This window comes from Microbacterium sp. A8/3-1 (genome assembly GCF_040267695.1).
GTDB lineage: Bacteria > Actinomycetota > Actinomycetes > Actinomycetales > Microbacteriaceae > Microbacterium > Microbacterium luteolum.
The window spans coordinates 109947-125656 of the sequence record NZ_CP158357.1 but is presented as its reverse complement, the minus strand read 5'-3'; the positions used below and the strand labels follow the sequence as shown (position 1 = coordinate 125656).

At 70.7% G+C, this 15710-nt stretch carries 14 protein-coding genes; 11 read left to right on the top strand and 3 right to left on the bottom strand.

Going from position 1 to position 15710, the window contains the following annotated elements; translation table 11 throughout:
- Positions 1–12: 12 nt before the first annotated feature.
- The gene (locus tag ABS642_RS00545; protein WP_350351844.1) at positions 13–1260 is read right to left on the bottom strand and encodes a TRAM domain-containing protein; all 1248 of its coding nucleotides are present in this window, start codon (positions 1258–1260) and stop codon (positions 13–15) included.
- A 23-nt stretch (positions 1261–1283) separates the two neighbouring features.
- On the opposite strand from ABS642_RS00545, the gene ABS642_RS00540 reads away from it, so the two are divergent.
- Complete coding sequence (locus ABS642_RS00540; RefSeq protein ID WP_350353483.1) at positions 1284–1922, top strand: nucleoside triphosphate pyrophosphatase; 639 nt, start codon at positions 1284–1286, stop codon at positions 1920–1922.
- Between the two features lie 78 nt (positions 1923–2000).
- Entirely contained in the window at positions 2001–3767 is a 1767-nt protein-coding gene (locus ABS642_RS00535; protein ID WP_350351843.1) for a biotin carboxylase N-terminal domain-containing protein, read from the top strand.
- Between the two features lie 53 nt (positions 3768–3820).
- Here ABS642_RS00535 and ABS642_RS00530 read toward each other — a convergent pair whose 3' ends face one another.
- Positions 3821–5269, bottom strand: coding sequence for an NAD(P)H-quinone dehydrogenase (locus ABS642_RS00530; RefSeq protein ID WP_350351842.1), 1449 nt, complete (start codon positions 5267–5269; stop codon positions 3821–3823).
- 48 nt (positions 5270–5317) lie between these two features.
- On the opposite strand from ABS642_RS00530, the gene ABS642_RS00525 reads away from it, so the two are divergent.
- From ABS642_RS00525 to ABS642_RS00515, 3 genes are read left to right on the top strand one after another with little or no spacing between them, the layout of a single operon-like run.
- A complete protein-coding gene (locus tag ABS642_RS00525; protein ID WP_350351841.1) occupies positions 5318–6151 on the top strand; it encodes a purine-nucleoside phosphorylase in 834 nt (277 codons plus the stop codon).
- Entirely contained in the window at positions 6148–7818 is a 1671-nt protein-coding gene (locus tag ABS642_RS00520; protein ID WP_350351840.1) for a phospho-sugar mutase, read from the top strand. The genes ABS642_RS00525 and ABS642_RS00520 overlap by 4 nt, the downstream gene beginning before the upstream one ends.
- Before the next feature lie 2 nt (positions 7819–7820).
- The gene (locus tag ABS642_RS00515; protein ID WP_282216633.1) at positions 7821–8084 is read left to right on the top strand and encodes an HPr family phosphocarrier protein; all 264 of its coding nucleotides are present in this window, start codon (positions 7821–7823) and stop codon (positions 8082–8084) included.
- 9 nt (positions 8085–8093) lie between these two features.
- On the opposite strand, the gene ABS642_RS00510 is transcribed toward ABS642_RS00515, so the two are convergent.
- Positions 8094–10016, bottom strand: a complete 1923-nt coding sequence (locus ABS642_RS00510; protein WP_350351839.1) for a PRD domain-containing protein — start codon at positions 10014–10016, stop codon at positions 8094–8096.
- 169 nt (positions 10017–10185) lie between these two features.
- On the opposite strand from ABS642_RS00510, the gene ABS642_RS00505 reads away from it, so the two are divergent.
- The 6 genes from ABS642_RS00505 to ABS642_RS00480 are packed head-to-tail and all read left to right on the top strand — an operon-like array spanning position 10186 to position 15694.
- Positions 10186–10503 (top strand): hypothetical protein, encoded by a 318-nt coding sequence (locus tag ABS642_RS00505; protein ID WP_282216631.1) that lies wholly within the window; start codon positions 10186–10188, stop codon positions 10501–10503.
- A complete protein-coding gene (locus tag ABS642_RS00500) occupies positions 10500–10781 on the top strand; it encodes an HPr family phosphocarrier protein (protein WP_282216630.1) in 282 nt (93 codons plus the stop codon). The genes ABS642_RS00505 and ABS642_RS00500 overlap by 4 nt, the downstream gene beginning before the upstream one ends.
- Entirely contained in the window at positions 10778–12463 is a 1686-nt protein-coding gene (gene ptsP / locus ABS642_RS00495; protein ID WP_350351838.1) for a phosphoenolpyruvate--protein phosphotransferase, read from the top strand. Before ABS642_RS00500 ends, ptsP begins: the two co-directional genes overlap by 4 nt.
- Positions 12460–14076, top strand: a complete 1617-nt coding sequence (locus tag ABS642_RS00490; RefSeq protein WP_350351837.1) for a PTS mannitol transporter subunit IICB — start codon at positions 12460–12462, stop codon at positions 14074–14076. Before ptsP ends, ABS642_RS00490 begins: the two co-directional genes overlap by 4 nt.
- Positions 14073–14504 (top strand): PTS sugar transporter subunit IIA, encoded by a 432-nt coding sequence (locus ABS642_RS00485; RefSeq protein ID WP_350351836.1) that lies wholly within the window; start codon positions 14073–14075, stop codon positions 14502–14504. Before ABS642_RS00490 ends, ABS642_RS00485 begins: the two co-directional genes overlap by 4 nt.
- Positions 14505–14536: 32 nt before the next feature.
- Positions 14537–15694, top strand: a complete 1158-nt coding sequence (locus ABS642_RS00480; RefSeq protein WP_350353482.1) for a mannitol-1-phosphate 5-dehydrogenase — start codon at positions 14537–14539, stop codon at positions 15692–15694.
- Positions 15695–15710 lie beyond the last annotated feature (16 nt).

The window sequence follows — 15710 nt, the reverse complement described above, 5'->3', positions numbered from 1 at the left end:
CTGCGAGCAGGTTCACCGCGTCAGCAGCGCGACGACCTCGAAGTGGTGGGAATGGGGGAACAGATCGAAGCCGCGCAGGCGGTCGACCTTCCACCCCAGGGTCCGGAAGGTCCCGAGGTCGCGGGCGAGTGCGACCGGATCGCATGCGACGTAGGCGATCGCCTCGGGCGCGAGGGCGTGCACCGCGTCGACCACCTGACGCCCCGCACCCGCGCGCGGCGGATCGAGGATGACGGCACCGGTGCGGCCCGCGCTCTTGCGGGACGAGAGGAATGCGTCGACGCGTGCGGTCACGGCGGCGACCTCGAGCGGAGCGAGGTTCGCGGCCGCGTGCTCGGTGGCCCGCGCGCTCGACTCGACCGTGACGATGTCGGTGCCGCCGAGGTCGGCGAGGGTCGCGGCGAACAGTCCGACGCCGCCGTAGAGGTCGTAGTGCGTCCTGTCCCCGTCGACGTGGCCGTCGAGGATGCCGTACACCGCGGCGTCGAGCACGGATGCCGCCCGCGGATGCACCTGCCAGAACCCCGTCGAGTCGACCTGGAAGCGCCGATCGCCGACGACCTCGTGGATCACCTCGGGAGTCGGGCGGCGCCGGAAGCCGCGTGCGACGCGGGCGGGGCGCTCGGTCTCCTCCCGGCGGATGATGCGCACCTTCCCGTCGGCGGGCTCGACGAGCTCGATGCGCCCTGGCGCCTCGCCGCGCAGCGCGAGCGCGGCCTCGGCGATGGCCGGGCGGGAGAGCGGATACGAGGAGACAGGGATGACACGGTGGCTGCGAGCCGCGAACGGACCCACCTCGCCGGCGTCGTCCACGTGCAGCGTCACCCTCGTGCGCCAGCCCGTGCCGTCGCCCGACTCAACGGCCTCGATCTCCGGAGCCTCGAGCCCCGTGCCGGCGAAGCGGTCGAGCGCCTCGGTCAGCACCTGGCGCTTCAGCGTGCGCTGGTGGGTCAGATCGATGTGACCGAGATCGGCGCCGCCCGGACGGTCGGCCGGATCGCGCGCGATGTCGGCCTCCGGCCAGATGTGCGGACGGCGGTGCTCCGAGGCGTCGAGCACCTCGATCGTCTCCGCCCGCCAGAAGCTGCGAGTCGAGGCATCCGCTCCCTCCTGCGGCTCGAGGAGTCGCGCACGCACGCGTTCCCCCGGAATCGCGTCCGACACGAACACCACCCGGCCTTCGTGGCGGGCGATGAACGTGCCACCGTGCGCGATCCCGGTGATGTCGAGCTCGAGCACGTCGGCTGGGGAGGAAGTCATCCTTCGAGGATACGGTGGTGAACATGCGCGTCTGCCTCGCCTCGACCTCGCCCGCCCGTCTGATGCTGCTGCGACAGGCCGGCATCGAGCCCCTCACCCTGTCGCCCGACGTCGACGAGGATGCCGTCGCTGCCGCGGCCGCAGCCGAGCGGGGTGCCGAACTCGCTCCCGAGGAGCTCGTGCTGCTGCTCGCCCGCGCCAAGGCAGCGGATGTCGCCCGGCGCCTGTCCGAGGAGGGCGAGTTCGACGGCCTCGTCATCGGCGGAGACTCGATGTTCGCGCTCGGCGGTCGCGTCTACGGCAAGCCCTACACGCCGGACGAGGCGAGCAGGCGCTGGCACGAGATGCGCGGCGCCACCGGCATCCTGCACTCCGGGCACTCCGTCTTCCGGGTCTCCCCCGACGCCGCTCCCGTCGAGGCGACGGCGGTCGCGGCCGCATCCGTGACCTTCGCCGACGACATCGACGACGAGGAGATCGCCGCCTATGTCGCATCAGGAGAGCCCCTCCACGTGGCCGGCGCCTTCACGGTCGACAGCCTCGGCGGTGCCTTCATCACCCGCGTGGACGGCGACCCCTCGACCGTGGTGGGCATGTCGCTGTCGACGATCCGTCGTCTGGCGGGCGAGCTGGGCGTCCGATGGACCGATCTCTGGTCGTAGACTCTCGTCGACGTTTTCCCGGCTTTCTTGTGGAGGGTCGTCAAATGGATCGAGGGCCTTCTCGCTAGGCTGGCAACCATGCCTGCTATCGCCAAGGTGCTCATCGCCAACCGCGGCGAGATCGCCGTCCGCATCATCCGTGCCGCTCGCGACTCCGGGATCGCCTCGGTCGCCGTCTACGCCGATCAGGATCGGGACGCCCTGCACACGCGGCTCGCCGACGAGGCGTACGCGCTCGGCGGTGCGACCAGTGCCGAGACCTACCTCCAGATCGAGAAGATCCTCTCGGTGGCCCGCCGCGCCGGCGCGGACGCCGTGCACCCCGGTTACGGCTTCCTCGCCGAGAACGCCGAGTTCGCCCGCGCCGTGATCGACGCCGGCATGATCTGGATCGGCCCGTCGCCTGCCGCCATCGAAGCACTCGGCGACAAGGTGACCGCCCGCCACGTGGCCGAGAAGGTCGGCGCGCCGCTCGCTCCCGGCACCCCCGGTCCGGTCGAGACCGCCGACGAGGTCGTGGCGTTCGCGAAGGAGTTCGGCCTGCCGATCGCCATCAAGGCCGCATACGGCGGCGGCGGTCGCGGTCTCAAGGTCGCCCGCGAGCTCGACGAGGTCGCGGAGCTCTTCGAATCCGCGACCCGCGAGGCCGTCGCTGCCTTCGGTCGCGGCGAGTGCTTCGTCGAGAAGTACCTGGACAAACCGCGACACGTCGAGACCCAGTGCCTGGCGGATGCCGCCGGCAACGTCGTCGTGATCTCGACGCGCGACTGCTCGCTGCAGCGTCGCCATCAGAAGCTCGTCGAGGAGGCGCCCGCGCCGTTCCTCACCACGGAGCAGAACGATCTGCTGTACTCCGCCTCCAAGGCCATCCTGAAAGAGGTCGGCTACGTGGGCGCCGGCACCTGCGAGTTCCTGATCGGCGCCGACGGCACCGTGTCGTTCCTCGAGGTGAACACCCGCCTGCAGGTCGAGCACCCCGTCTCGGAGGAGGTCACCGGCATCGACCTCGTGCGCGAGCAGTTCCGCATCGCCGCCGGCGGCACGATCGACTACGACGACCCGACGCCGCAGGGGCACTCGATCGAGTTCCGCATCAACGGCGAAGACCCGGGCCGCGGGTTCCTCCCCCAGCCGGGTCCGATCCACGTCTTCAAGACCTTCGGCGGCCCCGGCATCCGTCTCGACTCCGGCGTCACCGCGGGCGACTCGGTCTCCGGTGCCTTCGACTCGCTGCTCGCGAAGATCATCGTGACCGGCAAGGACCGCGCCGAAGCCCTCGAGCGCTCCCGCCGGGCCCTCGACGAGTTCGAGGTCGCCGGGATGCCGACCGTCCTGCCCTTCCACCGCAAGGTCGTGCGCGACCCCGCCTTCACCGCGGAGAGCGGCGAGTTCGGCATCTTCACCCGGTGGATCGAGACCGAGTTCGTGAACGACATCCCCGCCTGGGACGGCGAACTCGAATCGCCGACAGCGACCGGCTCACGCCACACGGTGGTCGTCGAGGTCGCGGGCAAGCGCCTCGAGGTGAGCCTCCCGGATCGCGTGGCCGCCCCGGCCGGCACGACCGGTCGTCCGGCGGCGGTGCCGCCGTCGCGTCGCAGCCACGCCACGACCGTCAACGCCGGCGCTTCCGGCGACGCGGTGAAGTCGCCCATGCAGGCGACGATCGTCAAGATCGCGGTCGAAGAGGGCCAGCAGGTCGTCAAGGGCGACCTCGTCGTCGTGCTCGAGGCGATGAAGATGGAGCAGCCGCTGCAGGCGCACAAGGACGGCGTCGTGGGCAACATCAACGCGGATGCCGGGGCCACGGTCTCGGCGGGGCATCAGCTGCTCACCATCAGCTGACGATCGGCACGAGAAAGGGCGCCCCGCCGAAGCGGGGCGCCCTTTCTCGTGCGTCAGGAGATGTAGCCGAGGTGCATCGCGCGGCTGGCGTCGGTGATGCTGCTCGACAGCGACGGGTACGCCGCGAAGACCCGGGAGACCTGGTCGACCGTGAGCCGTCGCTCGACGGCGACCGCGATCGGGTAGATGAGCTCCGAGGCCTTGGGCGCCACGATGACGCCGCCGATCACGGTGCCCGATCCCTTGCGGGCGATGATCTTCACGAAGCCGTCCTTGATCCCCATCATCTTCGCGCGCGGGTTGGCGGCGAGGGGGAGCTTGTAGACGAGGCCGTCGGCGACGCCGTCCTCCACGTCCTTCTCCGAGTAGCCGACCGTGGCGATCTCCGGGGCGGTGAAGATGTTCGAGGTGATCTTGATCAGCTCGAGCGGGATCACGATGTCGCCGAGCGCATGGAACACCGCGGTGCGTCCCTGCATGGAGGCGACCGAGGCGAGCGGGAAGAAGTTCGTGCAGTCGCCGACCGCGTACACGTTCGGGACCGAGGTGCGTGCGACCTTGTTGACGCGGACGTGGCCCGACTCGTTGAGCTCGACGCCCGCCTCCTCGAGCCCGATGCCGGCGGTGTTCGGGATCGACCCCACCGCCATCAGACAGTGGCTGCCCTCGACCGTGCGGCCGTCGGACAGCGTGACCGTGACGCCGTCCTTGGTCGCCTCGACCTTGTCGGCGCGGGACTTGGAGAGCACGGTCATGCCGCCGCGCTTGAAGACCTTCTCCAGGACGCTCGCCGCGTCCTTGTCCTCCCCTGGCAGCACCTGGTCGCGGCTCGAGACGAGCGTGACCTTCGCGCCGAGGTTCATGTAGGCGGAGGCGAACTCCGCACCCGTCACGCCGGAGCCGACGACGATGAGGTGCTCTGGGAGCGCCTTCATGTCGTACAGCTGCGTCCACGTCAGGATGCGCTTGCCGTCGGGTTTCGCGGAGTCCAGCTCGCGCGGCGCGGCGCCGACCGCCACGATGATCGTGTCGGCCTCGACGCGGTCGAAATCGGTCCCGCCCTGGCCGGTCGACACGATGATGGCGTTCGCTCCCTCGAGCCGGCCGTGTCCGGAGAGTATCCGCACGCCGGCGTCCAGGAGAGTGGAGCGCATGTCCTCCGACTGCTGACCGGCGAGCGCGAGGAGGCGCTTGTTCACGGCGGCGAGGTTGATCGCGATCTCGGGCTTCAGCGGCTTGCCGTGGTCGCCCTTCGCGTAGAAGTTCACGCCGAGGTCGCTCGCCTCGGAGATCGCGACGGCCGCGTCGGCTGTGGCGATCAGGCTCTTCGACGGCACGACATCCGTCAGGACGGCGGCTCCGCCGACGCCCACGCGCTCGATCAGCGTCACCTCGGCTCCGAGCTGAGCGGCCGCCAGGGCCGCCTCGTATCCGCCGGGACCGCCGCCGAGGACGGCGACGCGCTGAGTGCGCTCGAAAGGGGTGGAAGTCATGGAATCCATTCTTCCGCAATCCTGGCCCCGGAGCCTGCACCTTCCTAGAGTGGATCCATGCCCGAAAACCACAGCAACCCCCTCGACGACCCGACCGCGAACCCGTTCGAGGTGGCCGCGCAGGCCGCCGCCGACATCGCGCGCCTGACCGGCGTCGAGAACCACGACATCGCCCTCACACTCGGCAGCGGCTGGGGCAAGGCCGCCGACATCATCGGCGAGACCGTCGCGACCATCCCCGCCACCGAGGTCACCGGGTTCTCCAAGCCCGCCCTGGAGGGCCACGTCGGGACGCTCCGCAGCATCCGCACCCCCGGCGGGAAGAACGTGCTCGTGATCGGCGCACGCACGCACTACTACGAGGACCACGGCGTGCGCCGGGTCGTGCACAGCGTCCGCACCGCCGCCGCCGCGGGGGCGAAGATCATGGTGCTGACCAACGGCGCCGGCGGCATCCGCGAGACGTGGAAGCCCGGCCAGCCCGTGCTGATCAGCGACCACATCAACCTCACGGCCGACTCGCCGCTCGAAGGGGCGACGTTCATCGACCTCACCGACCTGTACGCCCAGCGTCTGCGCGACATCGCCCGCACCGTCGACCCGAGCCTCGACGAAGGCGTCTACACGCAGTTCCGCGGCCCGCACTACGAGACCCCGGCCGAGGTGCAGATGGCGAAGCACATCGGCGGCCACATCGTCGGCATGTCGACCGCTCTCGAAGCCATCGCGGCGCGCGAGGCCGGCATGGAGATCCTCGGATTCTCGCTCATCACGAACCTCGCCGCCGGCATCCAGAAGACTCCTCTCAGCCACGCCGAGGTCATCGAGGCCGGGCGCGAGGCCGAGCCGGTGATCTCCGCCCTCCTGGCCAGGGTGGTCGAGGCCCTGTGAACGACGAGCGGCTCGCCGAGGCCCGTGCCTGGCTGCGACAGGACCCCGACCACGAGACCCGGGATGAGCTCGCCGGTCTGATCACCCGGGCCGGCGGCGGCGATGCCGCGGCCCTCGCCGACCTGGACGACCGGTTCCGCACGCGACTCGCGTTCGGAACCGCCGGCCTGCGCGGTGAGCTCGGCGCCGGCAGCAACCGGATGAACCGCGTGCTCGTCGCCCAGGCCGCCGCCGGTTTCGCGGCCTACCTCCGCGAGAAGTCGACGGGCGGCACGCCGACCGTCGTGATCGGCTACGACGGCCGCCGCAACTCGCGGATCTTCGCCACCGACTCCGCCGAGCTCCTCGCCGGAGCCGGGCTCCGCGCGATCCTGCTCCCCCGACTGCTCCCGACGCCGGTGCTCGCCTACGCCGTGCGCCATCTCGGCGCGGATGCCGGCGTGATGGTGACCGCGAGCCACAACCCGCCGAACGACAACGGCTACAAGGTGTACCTCGGCGGCCGCGACCAGGGTTCGCAGATCGTCGCCCCGGCGGATGCCGAGATCGCCGCGCACATCCAGCGGATCGCGGATGCCGCCGACGCAGCCGCCCTCCCCCGCTCGACCGCCTACGAGACCGCGGGCGAGGACATCGTCGAGGCGTACGTGGCGGCGACCGCGGCGGTGGCACCGGCTCCCGAGGGGGCCTCGGAACTCCGCTGGGTCTACACCGCGATGCACGGGGTCGGGTGGGAGACGCTGTCGCGCATCCTGCACGCTGCCGGCTACCCGCAGCCCGCCGTCGTCGACGAGCAGCTGACCCCCGACGCCACGTTCCGCACCGTCTCGTTCCCGAACCCGGAGGAGCCGGGCGCGATGGATCTGTCCTTCGCGACGGCCCGCCGCGCGAAGGCCGACTTCATCCTGGCGAACGATCCGGATGCCGACCGCCTCGCCCTGGCCATCCCCGATGCTGCGGCACCGGGCGGCTGGCGGAGGCTCACCGGCAACGAGGTCGGACTGCTGCTCGGCACTCGCGCGGCACGGGCGGCCGCCGGTGTTCCCGGTGCGTCCCTCGCATGCTCTCTGGTCTCCTCGCCCGGGCTGGCCGCGATCGCGGCGCATCACGGGCTCGACTTCCACGAGACGCTCACCGGCTTCAAGTGGATCTCCCGCGCACCGGGCATCGCCTTCGGCTTCGAGGAGGCCCTCGGCTACCTCGTGAACCCGGAGACCGTCCGCGACAAGGACGGCATCTCCGCAGCGATCGCGATCCTCGGACTCGCCGCAGAGGCGCACGGACGCGGGGCCACGCTCGCCGACCTGCTCCGCGAGCTGGGCGAGACCTACGGCCACTTCGCCAGCGGGCAGGTCTCGGTGCGCGTCGAGGATCTCGCGGTCATCGGCAACGTCATGCTGGCCCTGCGCACGCTGCCCCCGACGCAGATCGCCGGGCGCTCGATCGCCTCCGCCGAAGACCTGCTGCAGGGCGCCCCCGGGCAGCCCTCGGGCGATGTCCTCCGGTACCGCCTCACCGACGGCTCCCGGGTGATCGTGCGCCCGAGCGGCACCGAGCCGAAGCTCAAGGTCTACATCGACTCCCGCGCCGAATCCGCCGAGGGCGCCCTGGCGGCCGTGGCAGAACTCGAGGCGGGCGTGCGCGCACTGCTCGACGAGCGCTCCTGACCATGCCGACCCGCCGGATCGTCGTCAGCGCTCACAACGGGGTGCATGCGCGCCCTGTCGCCGAGCTCGTGCGCCTCGCTCAGGCGCACACGGCGACGATCACGCTCCGCACCGCCGACGGCTCGGTCGTGGATCTCAGCAGCGTGCTGGCGGTGATGGACCTCGCGATCGGCACCGGCGACGCGGTCGTGCTGGAGACGACGGACTCCGCGTCATCGGATGCGGTGCTCGATCAGCTCGCGGAGGTGCTCGACCCGCGGTCGTGATCGCCGCGCTCAGCCGTCGATGACGGCGACCAGCTCGTCGAGGAACGCCTCGAACGTCGTCCCGCGCCGCACGATGCGCTGCACGCTGTCACGTTCGCTGAACACCTCGACGAGCTGCTCGAACACGGTCTGGAACGCCGCGCGATCGCTCTCGCTGAATGCCGCGAGCGCGACGACCTGCACCCGGCCGCCGCCCCAGGCGGCCGAGCCGTCGGTCACCCCGATCGCGATCGCCGTGCGGCTCGCGGTCATCTGCAGGGCGTGCGGCACCGCCAGGGCATCCGTGAAGGCGGTCGAGGACATCCGCTCGCGGGCGATCGTGTTCTCGACGTAGTCCTCGCCGATCAGGCCGGCCGTGACCAGCAGACCGCCGAGGCGACGGATGATCGCCTCTTCGCCCTCGTCGGGGAGCGGGAAGACGTAGGCGTCGGCGTGGAAGTAGCGGGCGAGCTCGCCGCGGAGCCTCGTGAGCCGCCGACCGCGGCGGAGACGCGCAGCCGCCTGCTGGATGCGGTCGACGTCCGCGTCGGTGAGGAACGGCTGGATGCGCACGAAGCGGTCCCCGGCGGATCCGGGCTCGATCGTGCTGAGCACCAGATCCGTGTCGAACGACGCCCAGTCGGGGTCGACGTTCGTGACGACGCTCGTGACCTCGATGGCCGATCCGAGCGACCTGTCGACACTGGAGCGCAGCAGTTCGTGCAGCTCGTAGTAGCCGGGGCAGACGATCGTGGCGGTCAGGATGGACTCGGCCTTCCTGCTGCGCTCGAGCCGTCCGCCGACGTGCATCGCGATGTACGCGATCTCGTCGTCGTGGATCGGCGTGCCGACCCGGTCGTGCAGCCCGCTCGCGATCGAGACGGCGACCTCGAAGATCATCGGGTACGACGTCTTGAGCGACCGCGTGAGCGGGTTGCGGGTCAGCGCGCTCTCCTCCGCCCGGCGCAGCAGGTTCTGCACGTGCAGCGCGAGACGGAGCACGAAGGTCTCGTCGACGAGATCGACCTGGTAGTCGTCGGCTGCCCGGGTGATCTCGGCCCGTACGGCGGCCTCCACGGCAGGATCCACGCCGCTGCGTGCGACGTCGCCGGCGGCGTCCTCGCCGGGGGCGACGATGCGCGTGAGCACGAGCGAGGCGAGGTGACCGCTGTCCCCCTCGCCGAGCACGACGCCGAAGTTCTCGGCGGCCAGGCGGGCGATGACCGCCCCCACCCGGGGGATCTCCTCCCGAGCGCCGGCCGGCGAGGACTCGAGCGCGTGGCCCGCGGCGACGCGCTCCGCCGCGATGGCGATGTGCAGCAGCACGTCGGCGATCGCCAGCTCGTTCACGTAGTAGCCGAGCTCGCCCAGCTCGCGCACCAGCGCGGTCTTGAACGGTCCGACGGCGTGCGCCGCGACCGCGCTGCCGGAGAGGGCCCGGCGGAAGGTCTCGGGATGGAACGATGCGTCGTCCATCTCGTCGTGCGCCAGTCTGCTGAGCAGCCGGCGCTGAGCCGCTTCGTTCCCGCGCAGCCGTACCGTCTCCCGGTCGCGCTCCAGAGCGAGGTCGGTGCCGTCGAGCAGCCCGCGCACGCGCACGAGGTCCGCCTCCAGGGTCGCTTCGCTGACATGCAGCTCGTCGGCGGTGTCGAAGACGTCGATGCCGTCGGGCAGATCCAGCAGAGTCCGCACGAGCGCGTGCAGCCGGTCGCGCGGCGCCGACTCCCCCGTCTGCCGCATCCGGATGGCGCCGCGGGCGCCAGGCCCCGCGCGGTAGCCCGCCGGTCCCGACTCGATGACGCCGGCGCCGGGCGTGCGCGCGTTCAGCGCGGCGACATAGGAGCGGATGCTGCGCGGCGTGACGCCGAGAACGTCGGCGAGACTCGCCGCGGTCGCCCAGCCCTCCTGACGGAGCAGGGTGGAGAGGAGCTGGTCCTGACGCTGTCGCGACATGATCCCTCCGACTTCCCCACGTGCTGACTGCACTGTCCTGGCGTGACCTCCATGATGTCAGCTACCGGGGTGGCCGTGCGCGGAAGCCGCTGTTCCGCGGGGGCGGAAAGGAACCTGTTGGCGCAGCACACCCGTTGGTTCACAGACTGTTCTCAGGAAGGTGGAATCAATGAGGATCCTCGTGGTGTGCGGCGCCGGTGCGTCCAGCACGTTCGTCGCCCAGCGGCTCCGGCGCGCGGCGACCAACGCCGGGCTCGACTGGGATGCTTCGGCCGGCATGGAGCATTCCGTCTCCGCCAGCGACCACGACCTGATCCTGGTCGGTCCCCATCTCGCGGACCGTCTCGACGCGATCCGCGATCACGCGCATTCGCCCGTCGCCGTGCTTCCGGACGACGTGTTCGCCGACCACGACGGCGCTCTCACCCTCGCGTTCGCACGATCCTTCCTCGACGACCTCAGGAACTCCCCGAAAGGAACATCATGACCGCCACACGCACCGTTCGGATCGGCTCCTCCCACGGCCTGCACGCACGACCCGCCAAGCTCTTCGCACAGGCCGCCAAGGAGTCGGGCCTCGCCGTCACCATCGCCAAGGACTCCGGCAAGCCGGTGAACGCCGCCAGCATCCTGGGCGTCATCTCCCTCGCCGTCGAGCACGGCGACTATGTGACCCTGACCGCGGACGGCGACGGCGCGGAAGACGTGCTCGACACCCTCACCGAGCTGCTCACGACGGACCACGACCAGGACGCCGCCGGATGAGCGAGCTGCGCGGTGTGGGAATCGGCCTCGGTGTCGCCCAGGGGCCCGTCGTCCGGATGACCGAGGCCATGCCCGCGCCCGACGAGACCCCCAGCAGCATCGGCGCAGAGGCCGAGCGCGCCAGGGTGCGCGAGGCGATCTCGGTCGTCGCCCAGGAGCTGACCGCGCGCGGCGAGACCGCGGGCGGCTCGGCGCAGGAGGTGCTCGAGGCGCAGGCGATGATCGCGGAGGACCCGACGCTGCAGGACGAGGTCGACGGACGAATCGACGCGGGAGCGACCGCCGAGCGGGCCGTGCACGACGCATTCGCCGGTTTCCGCGCGACCCTCGAAGCCGTCGGAGGCTATCTCGGCGAGCGCGCCGCCGACCTCGACGACATCGCCCAGCGGGTGCTCGCACGGCTGCGCGGCGTCGATGCCCCCGGCGTCCCGGACCCCGGGCATCCGTTCGTCCTCGTAGCGCGTGATCTCGCGCCGGCGGACACGGCGCTGCTCGACCTGGACAAGGTGCTCGCGCTGATCACCGTCGACGGCGGGCCCACCTCGCACACGGCGATCCTCGCCCGCGAGAAGGGCATCGTCGCGATCGTGGGCGTCGCCGACGGATTCACGCTCGCGAACGGCGACACGGTGATCGTCGACGCGGCCGCCGGTGTCGTGACGGTCGACCCGACGGCGGACGAGAAGGATCGCGCCGCTCAGCGCGCGGCCGCTCGCATGTCGGCCGATGCCGCACCACTGACTCCCGGCGCCCTCGCCGACGGCACGCCGATCGCGCTGCTGGCGAACCTGGGGAAACCCGCGGACGCGGCCGATGCGGTCGAACGGGGGGCCGAGGGCGTCGGGCTCTTCCGCACCGAGTTCCTGTTCCTGTCGTCATCGCAGGCGCCGACGATCGCGCAGCAGCGCGAGTCGTATCGCGAGCTGCTCGAAGCGTTCCCCGGCAAGAAGGTCGTCGTGCGGATGCTCGACGCCGGGGCCGACAAGCCGCTCGCGTTCCTCAACGACGCGCACGAGGAGAATCCGGCACTGGGGCTCCGCGGCATCCGAGCGCTGCGCGCGAGCGAGGACATCCTGCGCGAGCAGCTGACCGCCCTCGCAGAGGCGGATGCCCAGACCGACGCCGACCTGTGGGTCATGGCGCCGATGGTGGCGACCGTGGAGGAGACGGTGTACTTCACCGCCCTCGCCCGCGACTACGGGCTGAAGACCGCCGGAGTCATGGTCGAGGTGCCCGCCAGCGCACTGCTCGCCGACCGGGTGCTCGCGCACGCCGACTTCGCCTCGATCGGCACGAACGACCTCACGCAGTACACGATGGCCGCCGATCGGATGCTCGGCTCGGTCGCCGGCCTGCAGGATCCCTGGCATCCCGCCGTCCTCCGCCTGGTGCGCGAGGTCGGAGATGCCGGGTCCCGCCTCGGCAAGCCGGTGGGGATCTGCGGCGAGGCCGCCGCCGACCCCATGCTCGCGGTCGTGCTCGTCGGTCTCGGCGCGACGAGCCTGTCGATGGCTCCGTCCGCTCTGGCGGACGTCAGGCACACCCTCTCCGAACGCACCCTCGACGAGGCCCGCAGCCTCGCACAGGTCGCACTGGCGGCGGACGACGCCGCCGGTGCCCGCAAGGCCGTGGCCGATGCCACAGCCGCCCTCTCCCCTCACCAGAAAGAGACGACATCATGACGACGACGTCACCCGCCGCCCAGAGAACGGGCGGCCTCCGAACAGGCGTGCAGCGCTTCGGCACGTTCCTGTCCGGAATGATCATGCCCAACATCGCGGCCTTCATCGCGTGGGGCTTCATCACGATGCTGTTCATCCCCGCCGGATTCTTCGGCGCGGACAGCCCCTTCGGCTGGCACTGGGCGCCGGTCGCCGAGATCATCGGCGGTGGAGGCGACTCCGCCACCATCGGCTGGCAGGGCGCGATGACGGCGGTCGCAGAGGGCGAAGGCGGGAACTTCTTCGCCTATGTCGGCCTCGTCGGGCCGATGGTGACCTATCTCCTTCCCCTGCTCATCGCCAACACCGCCGGCCGCATGGTCTACGGCGAGCGCGGCGGGGTCGTCGCGACGATCGCCACGATGGGCGTCATCGTCGGCACGAACATCCCGATGTTCCTCGGTGCCATGATCATGGGGCCGCTCGCCGCATGGATCACGAAGCAGATGGACAGGCTGTGGGACGGCAGGATCCGCCCCGGGTTCGAGATGCTCGTCAACAACTTCTCGGCCGGCATTCTCGGCATGGTCCTCGCCATCCTCGGCTTCTTCGCCTTCGGCCCCGTGATGCTCGGCATCAGCGCGGTCCTGGGTGCCGCCGTCGACTGGCTGGTCTCGCTCAGCCTGCTGCCGCTGGTGTCGATCATCGTCGAGCCGGCGAAGGTGCTGTTCCTGAACAACGCCATCAACCACGGCGTGTTCACGCCTCTCGGCATCGAGCAGGCGGCGGAGACGGGCAAGTCGATCCTGTTCCTCATCGAGGCGAACCCCGGCCCCGGACTCGGCCTGCTGCTCGCGTTCACGTTCTTCGGAGTGGGCGTCGCGAAGGCATCGGCACCCGGTGCAGCGATCATCCAGTTCTTCGGCGGAATCCACGAGATCTACTTCCCCTACGCGCTGAGCAAGCCGACCACGATCCTCGCACTGATCGCGGGCGGAGCGGCCGGAGTCACCACGAACATGATCCTGGGCGGTGGCCTGGCCTTCCCGGCCGCACCGGGCAGCATCATCGCCGTGACCGCGGCCGCCATCGGCGGCGGCGTGGGCAACCTCCTCGTCGTATACCTCTCGGTGGTCGTCGCCGCCGTGGTCACCTTCCTGATCACAGGCGTCATCCTGCGGGCCTCGCGCAAGCGCGACCTCGCAGCCGAGGGCGACAGCTTCGGAGCCGCGATCGCACAGACCGAGGCCAACAAGGGCAAGTCGTCCGCAGCGATGGACGCCCTGCGCGCTTCTTCGGGCGCCGCGGCAGCCGGAGCAGCCGTGGCGACCGATCGTCGGATCGAGAACGTCGTGTTCGCCTGCGACGCCGGGATGGGATCGTCGGCGATGGGTGCGAGCGTGCTGCGCAACAAGTTCAAGAAGGCCGGGGTCGAGGGCGTCACCGTCACGAACCAGGCCATCGCGAACCTCGACGGCACGGCCGACCTCGTGATCACCCAGCAGCAGCTGACGGATCGCGCGAAGGCCCAGTCGCCGAACTCGATCCACGTGTCGGTCGACAACTTCATGAACTCTCCGAAGTACGAAGAGGTCGTCGAGATGGTCCGCGACCAGCGAAAGGAAACCCCATGAGCGTTCTGACCCTCGGCCAGGTCCGCATCCACTCCGGCAGCAGCACGCAGGAGGCTGCGCTCCAGGAGGCCACCGACATCCTCGTCTCCGCAGGAGCCGTCACACCCGCCTACGTCAACGCGATGCGCCAGCGCGAGGAGACCGTCTCGACCTACATGGGCAACGGCCTCGCGATCCCGCACGGCACGAACGACACGAAGGACGCGATCCTCGGTTCCGCGCTCTCGGTGGTCCGCTACGACGGCGGCGTCGACTGGGCCGGCGAACCCGCGACGTTCGTGATCGGCATCGCGGGGCGGGGCGACGAGCACCTGGAGATCCTGTCGCAGATCGCGATCCTCTTCTCCGACGAGGACGACGTCGAGAAGCTCAACGCCGCGCAGACTCCGGACGAGCTGTTCGCGCTGCTCTCCGCCGTGAACGAGTGAGCCGTGATCGAGCGATGAGCGACGGACGGGCGATGAAGGCGGTCCACTTCGGCGCCGGCAACATCGGGCGCGGCTTCGTGGGCCTGCTGCTGCACGAGGGTGGCTACGAGGTCGTGTTCTCCGACGTCGCCGACGCCCTCGTGGACGCCATCAACGCAGTCGACGAGTACACCGTGCACGAGGCGGGCCCCGGCGGCGTCGACCATGTCGTCACCGGGTTCCGCGCGGTGAACAGTCGCACCGACCCAGGGGCCCTCACCCAAGAGGTCGCGACGGCGGACGTCGTCACGACCGCGGTCGGACCCACCGTGCTGCGCTTCGTGGCACCGGCGATCGTCGCGGGTCTCGCGCAGCGCTCCCCCGACGCCCCACCACTTCAAGTGATGGCGTGCGAGAACGCGATCGGCGCGACGGACCTGCTCCGTTCGGAGATCCAGACGGCGGCCGGGGCGGATGCCGGAGACCTGCTGTCGCGCGCGGTCTTCGCGAACACCGCCGTCGACCGCATCGTGCCGGCGCAGCCGCCCGGCGGGGGTGTGGACGTCACGGTCGAGCCGTACTTCGAGTGGGCGATCGAGTCCGTCCCGTTCGGCGGCGCCCTGCCGAACATTCCCGGGGCGCACTTCGTCGAGGACCTCGCGCCGTTCATCGAGCGCAAGCTCTTCACGGTGAACACGGGACATGCCGCGACCGCCTACTTCGGTGCCCGCGCCGGTGTCGAGCGCATCTCCGACGCGCTGGCCGATCCCGACATCGCCGCCCGCGTGTCGGCGGCGCTCGAAGAGACATCGGCAGTGCTGGTCGCCGAGCACGGGCTCGATCCCGAGGATCTCGCGGACTACCGGGCGACGATCCTCGACCGGTTCCGCAACCCCTCTCTGGTCGACACCGTGCAGCGCGTCGGGCGACAGCCGCTCCGCAAGATCTCGAGGAACGAGCGGTTCATCGGGCCGGCGGCCATGGCCGCGGAGCGGGGTCTGCCCGCTGACGCCCTGGTCGCCGCTGTCGCCGCGGCGCTCGAGTTCGACGACGCCGACGACGAGCAGTCGGTCGAGCTCCAGAGGCTGCTGCTCTCCGAGGATGCGCGGGCGCTCACCGCGCTCACCACGGGACTCGACCCGGAGCATCCGCTGTTCGCCGCCGTCCGCGACGCCGTCGAGAAGCGACAGCAGGCACTCCGCGACGCCTGATCCCGCGCCGTGCCGA

Bases quoted from the DNA above. Each gene is read 5' to 3' on its own strand.
- ABS642_RS00545 (WP_350351844.1), bottom strand. From the start codon at position 1,260: ATGACTTCCTCCCCAGCCGACGTGCTCGAGCTCGACATCACCGGGATC.
- ABS642_RS00540 (WP_350353483.1), top strand. From the start codon at position 1,284: ATGCGCGTCTGCCTCGCCTCGACCTCGCCCGCCCGTCTGATGCTGCTG.
- ABS642_RS00535 (WP_350351843.1), top strand. From the start codon at position 2,001: ATGCCTGCTATCGCCAAGGTGCTCATCGCCAACCGCGGCGAGATCGCC.
- ABS642_RS00530 (WP_350351842.1), bottom strand. From the start codon at position 5,269: ATGGATTCCATGACTTCCACCCCTTTCGAGCGCACTCAGCGCGTCGCC.
- ABS642_RS00525 (WP_350351841.1), top strand. From the start codon at position 5,318: ATGCCCGAAAACCACAGCAACCCCCTCGACGACCCGACCGCGAACCCG.
- ABS642_RS00515 (WP_282216633.1), top strand. From the start codon at position 7,821: ATGCCGACCCGCCGGATCGTCGTCAGCGCTCACAACGGGGTGCATGCG.
- ABS642_RS00510 (WP_350351839.1), bottom strand. From the start codon at position 10,016: ATGTCGCGACAGCGTCAGGACCAGCTCCTCTCCACCCTGCTCCGTCAG.
- ABS642_RS00505 (WP_282216631.1), top strand. From the start codon at position 10,186: ATGAGGATCCTCGTGGTGTGCGGCGCCGGTGCGTCCAGCACGTTCGTC.
- ABS642_RS00500 (WP_282216630.1), top strand. From the start codon at position 10,500: ATGACCGCCACACGCACCGTTCGGATCGGCTCCTCCCACGGCCTGCAC.
- ptsP (WP_350351838.1), top strand. From the start codon at position 10,778: ATGAGCGAGCTGCGCGGTGTGGGAATCGGCCTCGGTGTCGCCCAGGGG.
- ABS642_RS00490 (WP_350351837.1), top strand. From the start codon at position 12,460: ATGACGACGACGTCACCCGCCGCCCAGAGAACGGGCGGCCTCCGAACA.
- ABS642_RS00485 (WP_350351836.1), top strand. From the start codon at position 14,073: ATGAGCGTTCTGACCCTCGGCCAGGTCCGCATCCACTCCGGCAGCAGC.
- ABS642_RS00480 (WP_350353482.1), top strand. From the start codon at position 14,537: ATGAAGGCGGTCCACTTCGGCGCCGGCAACATCGGGCGCGGCTTCGTG.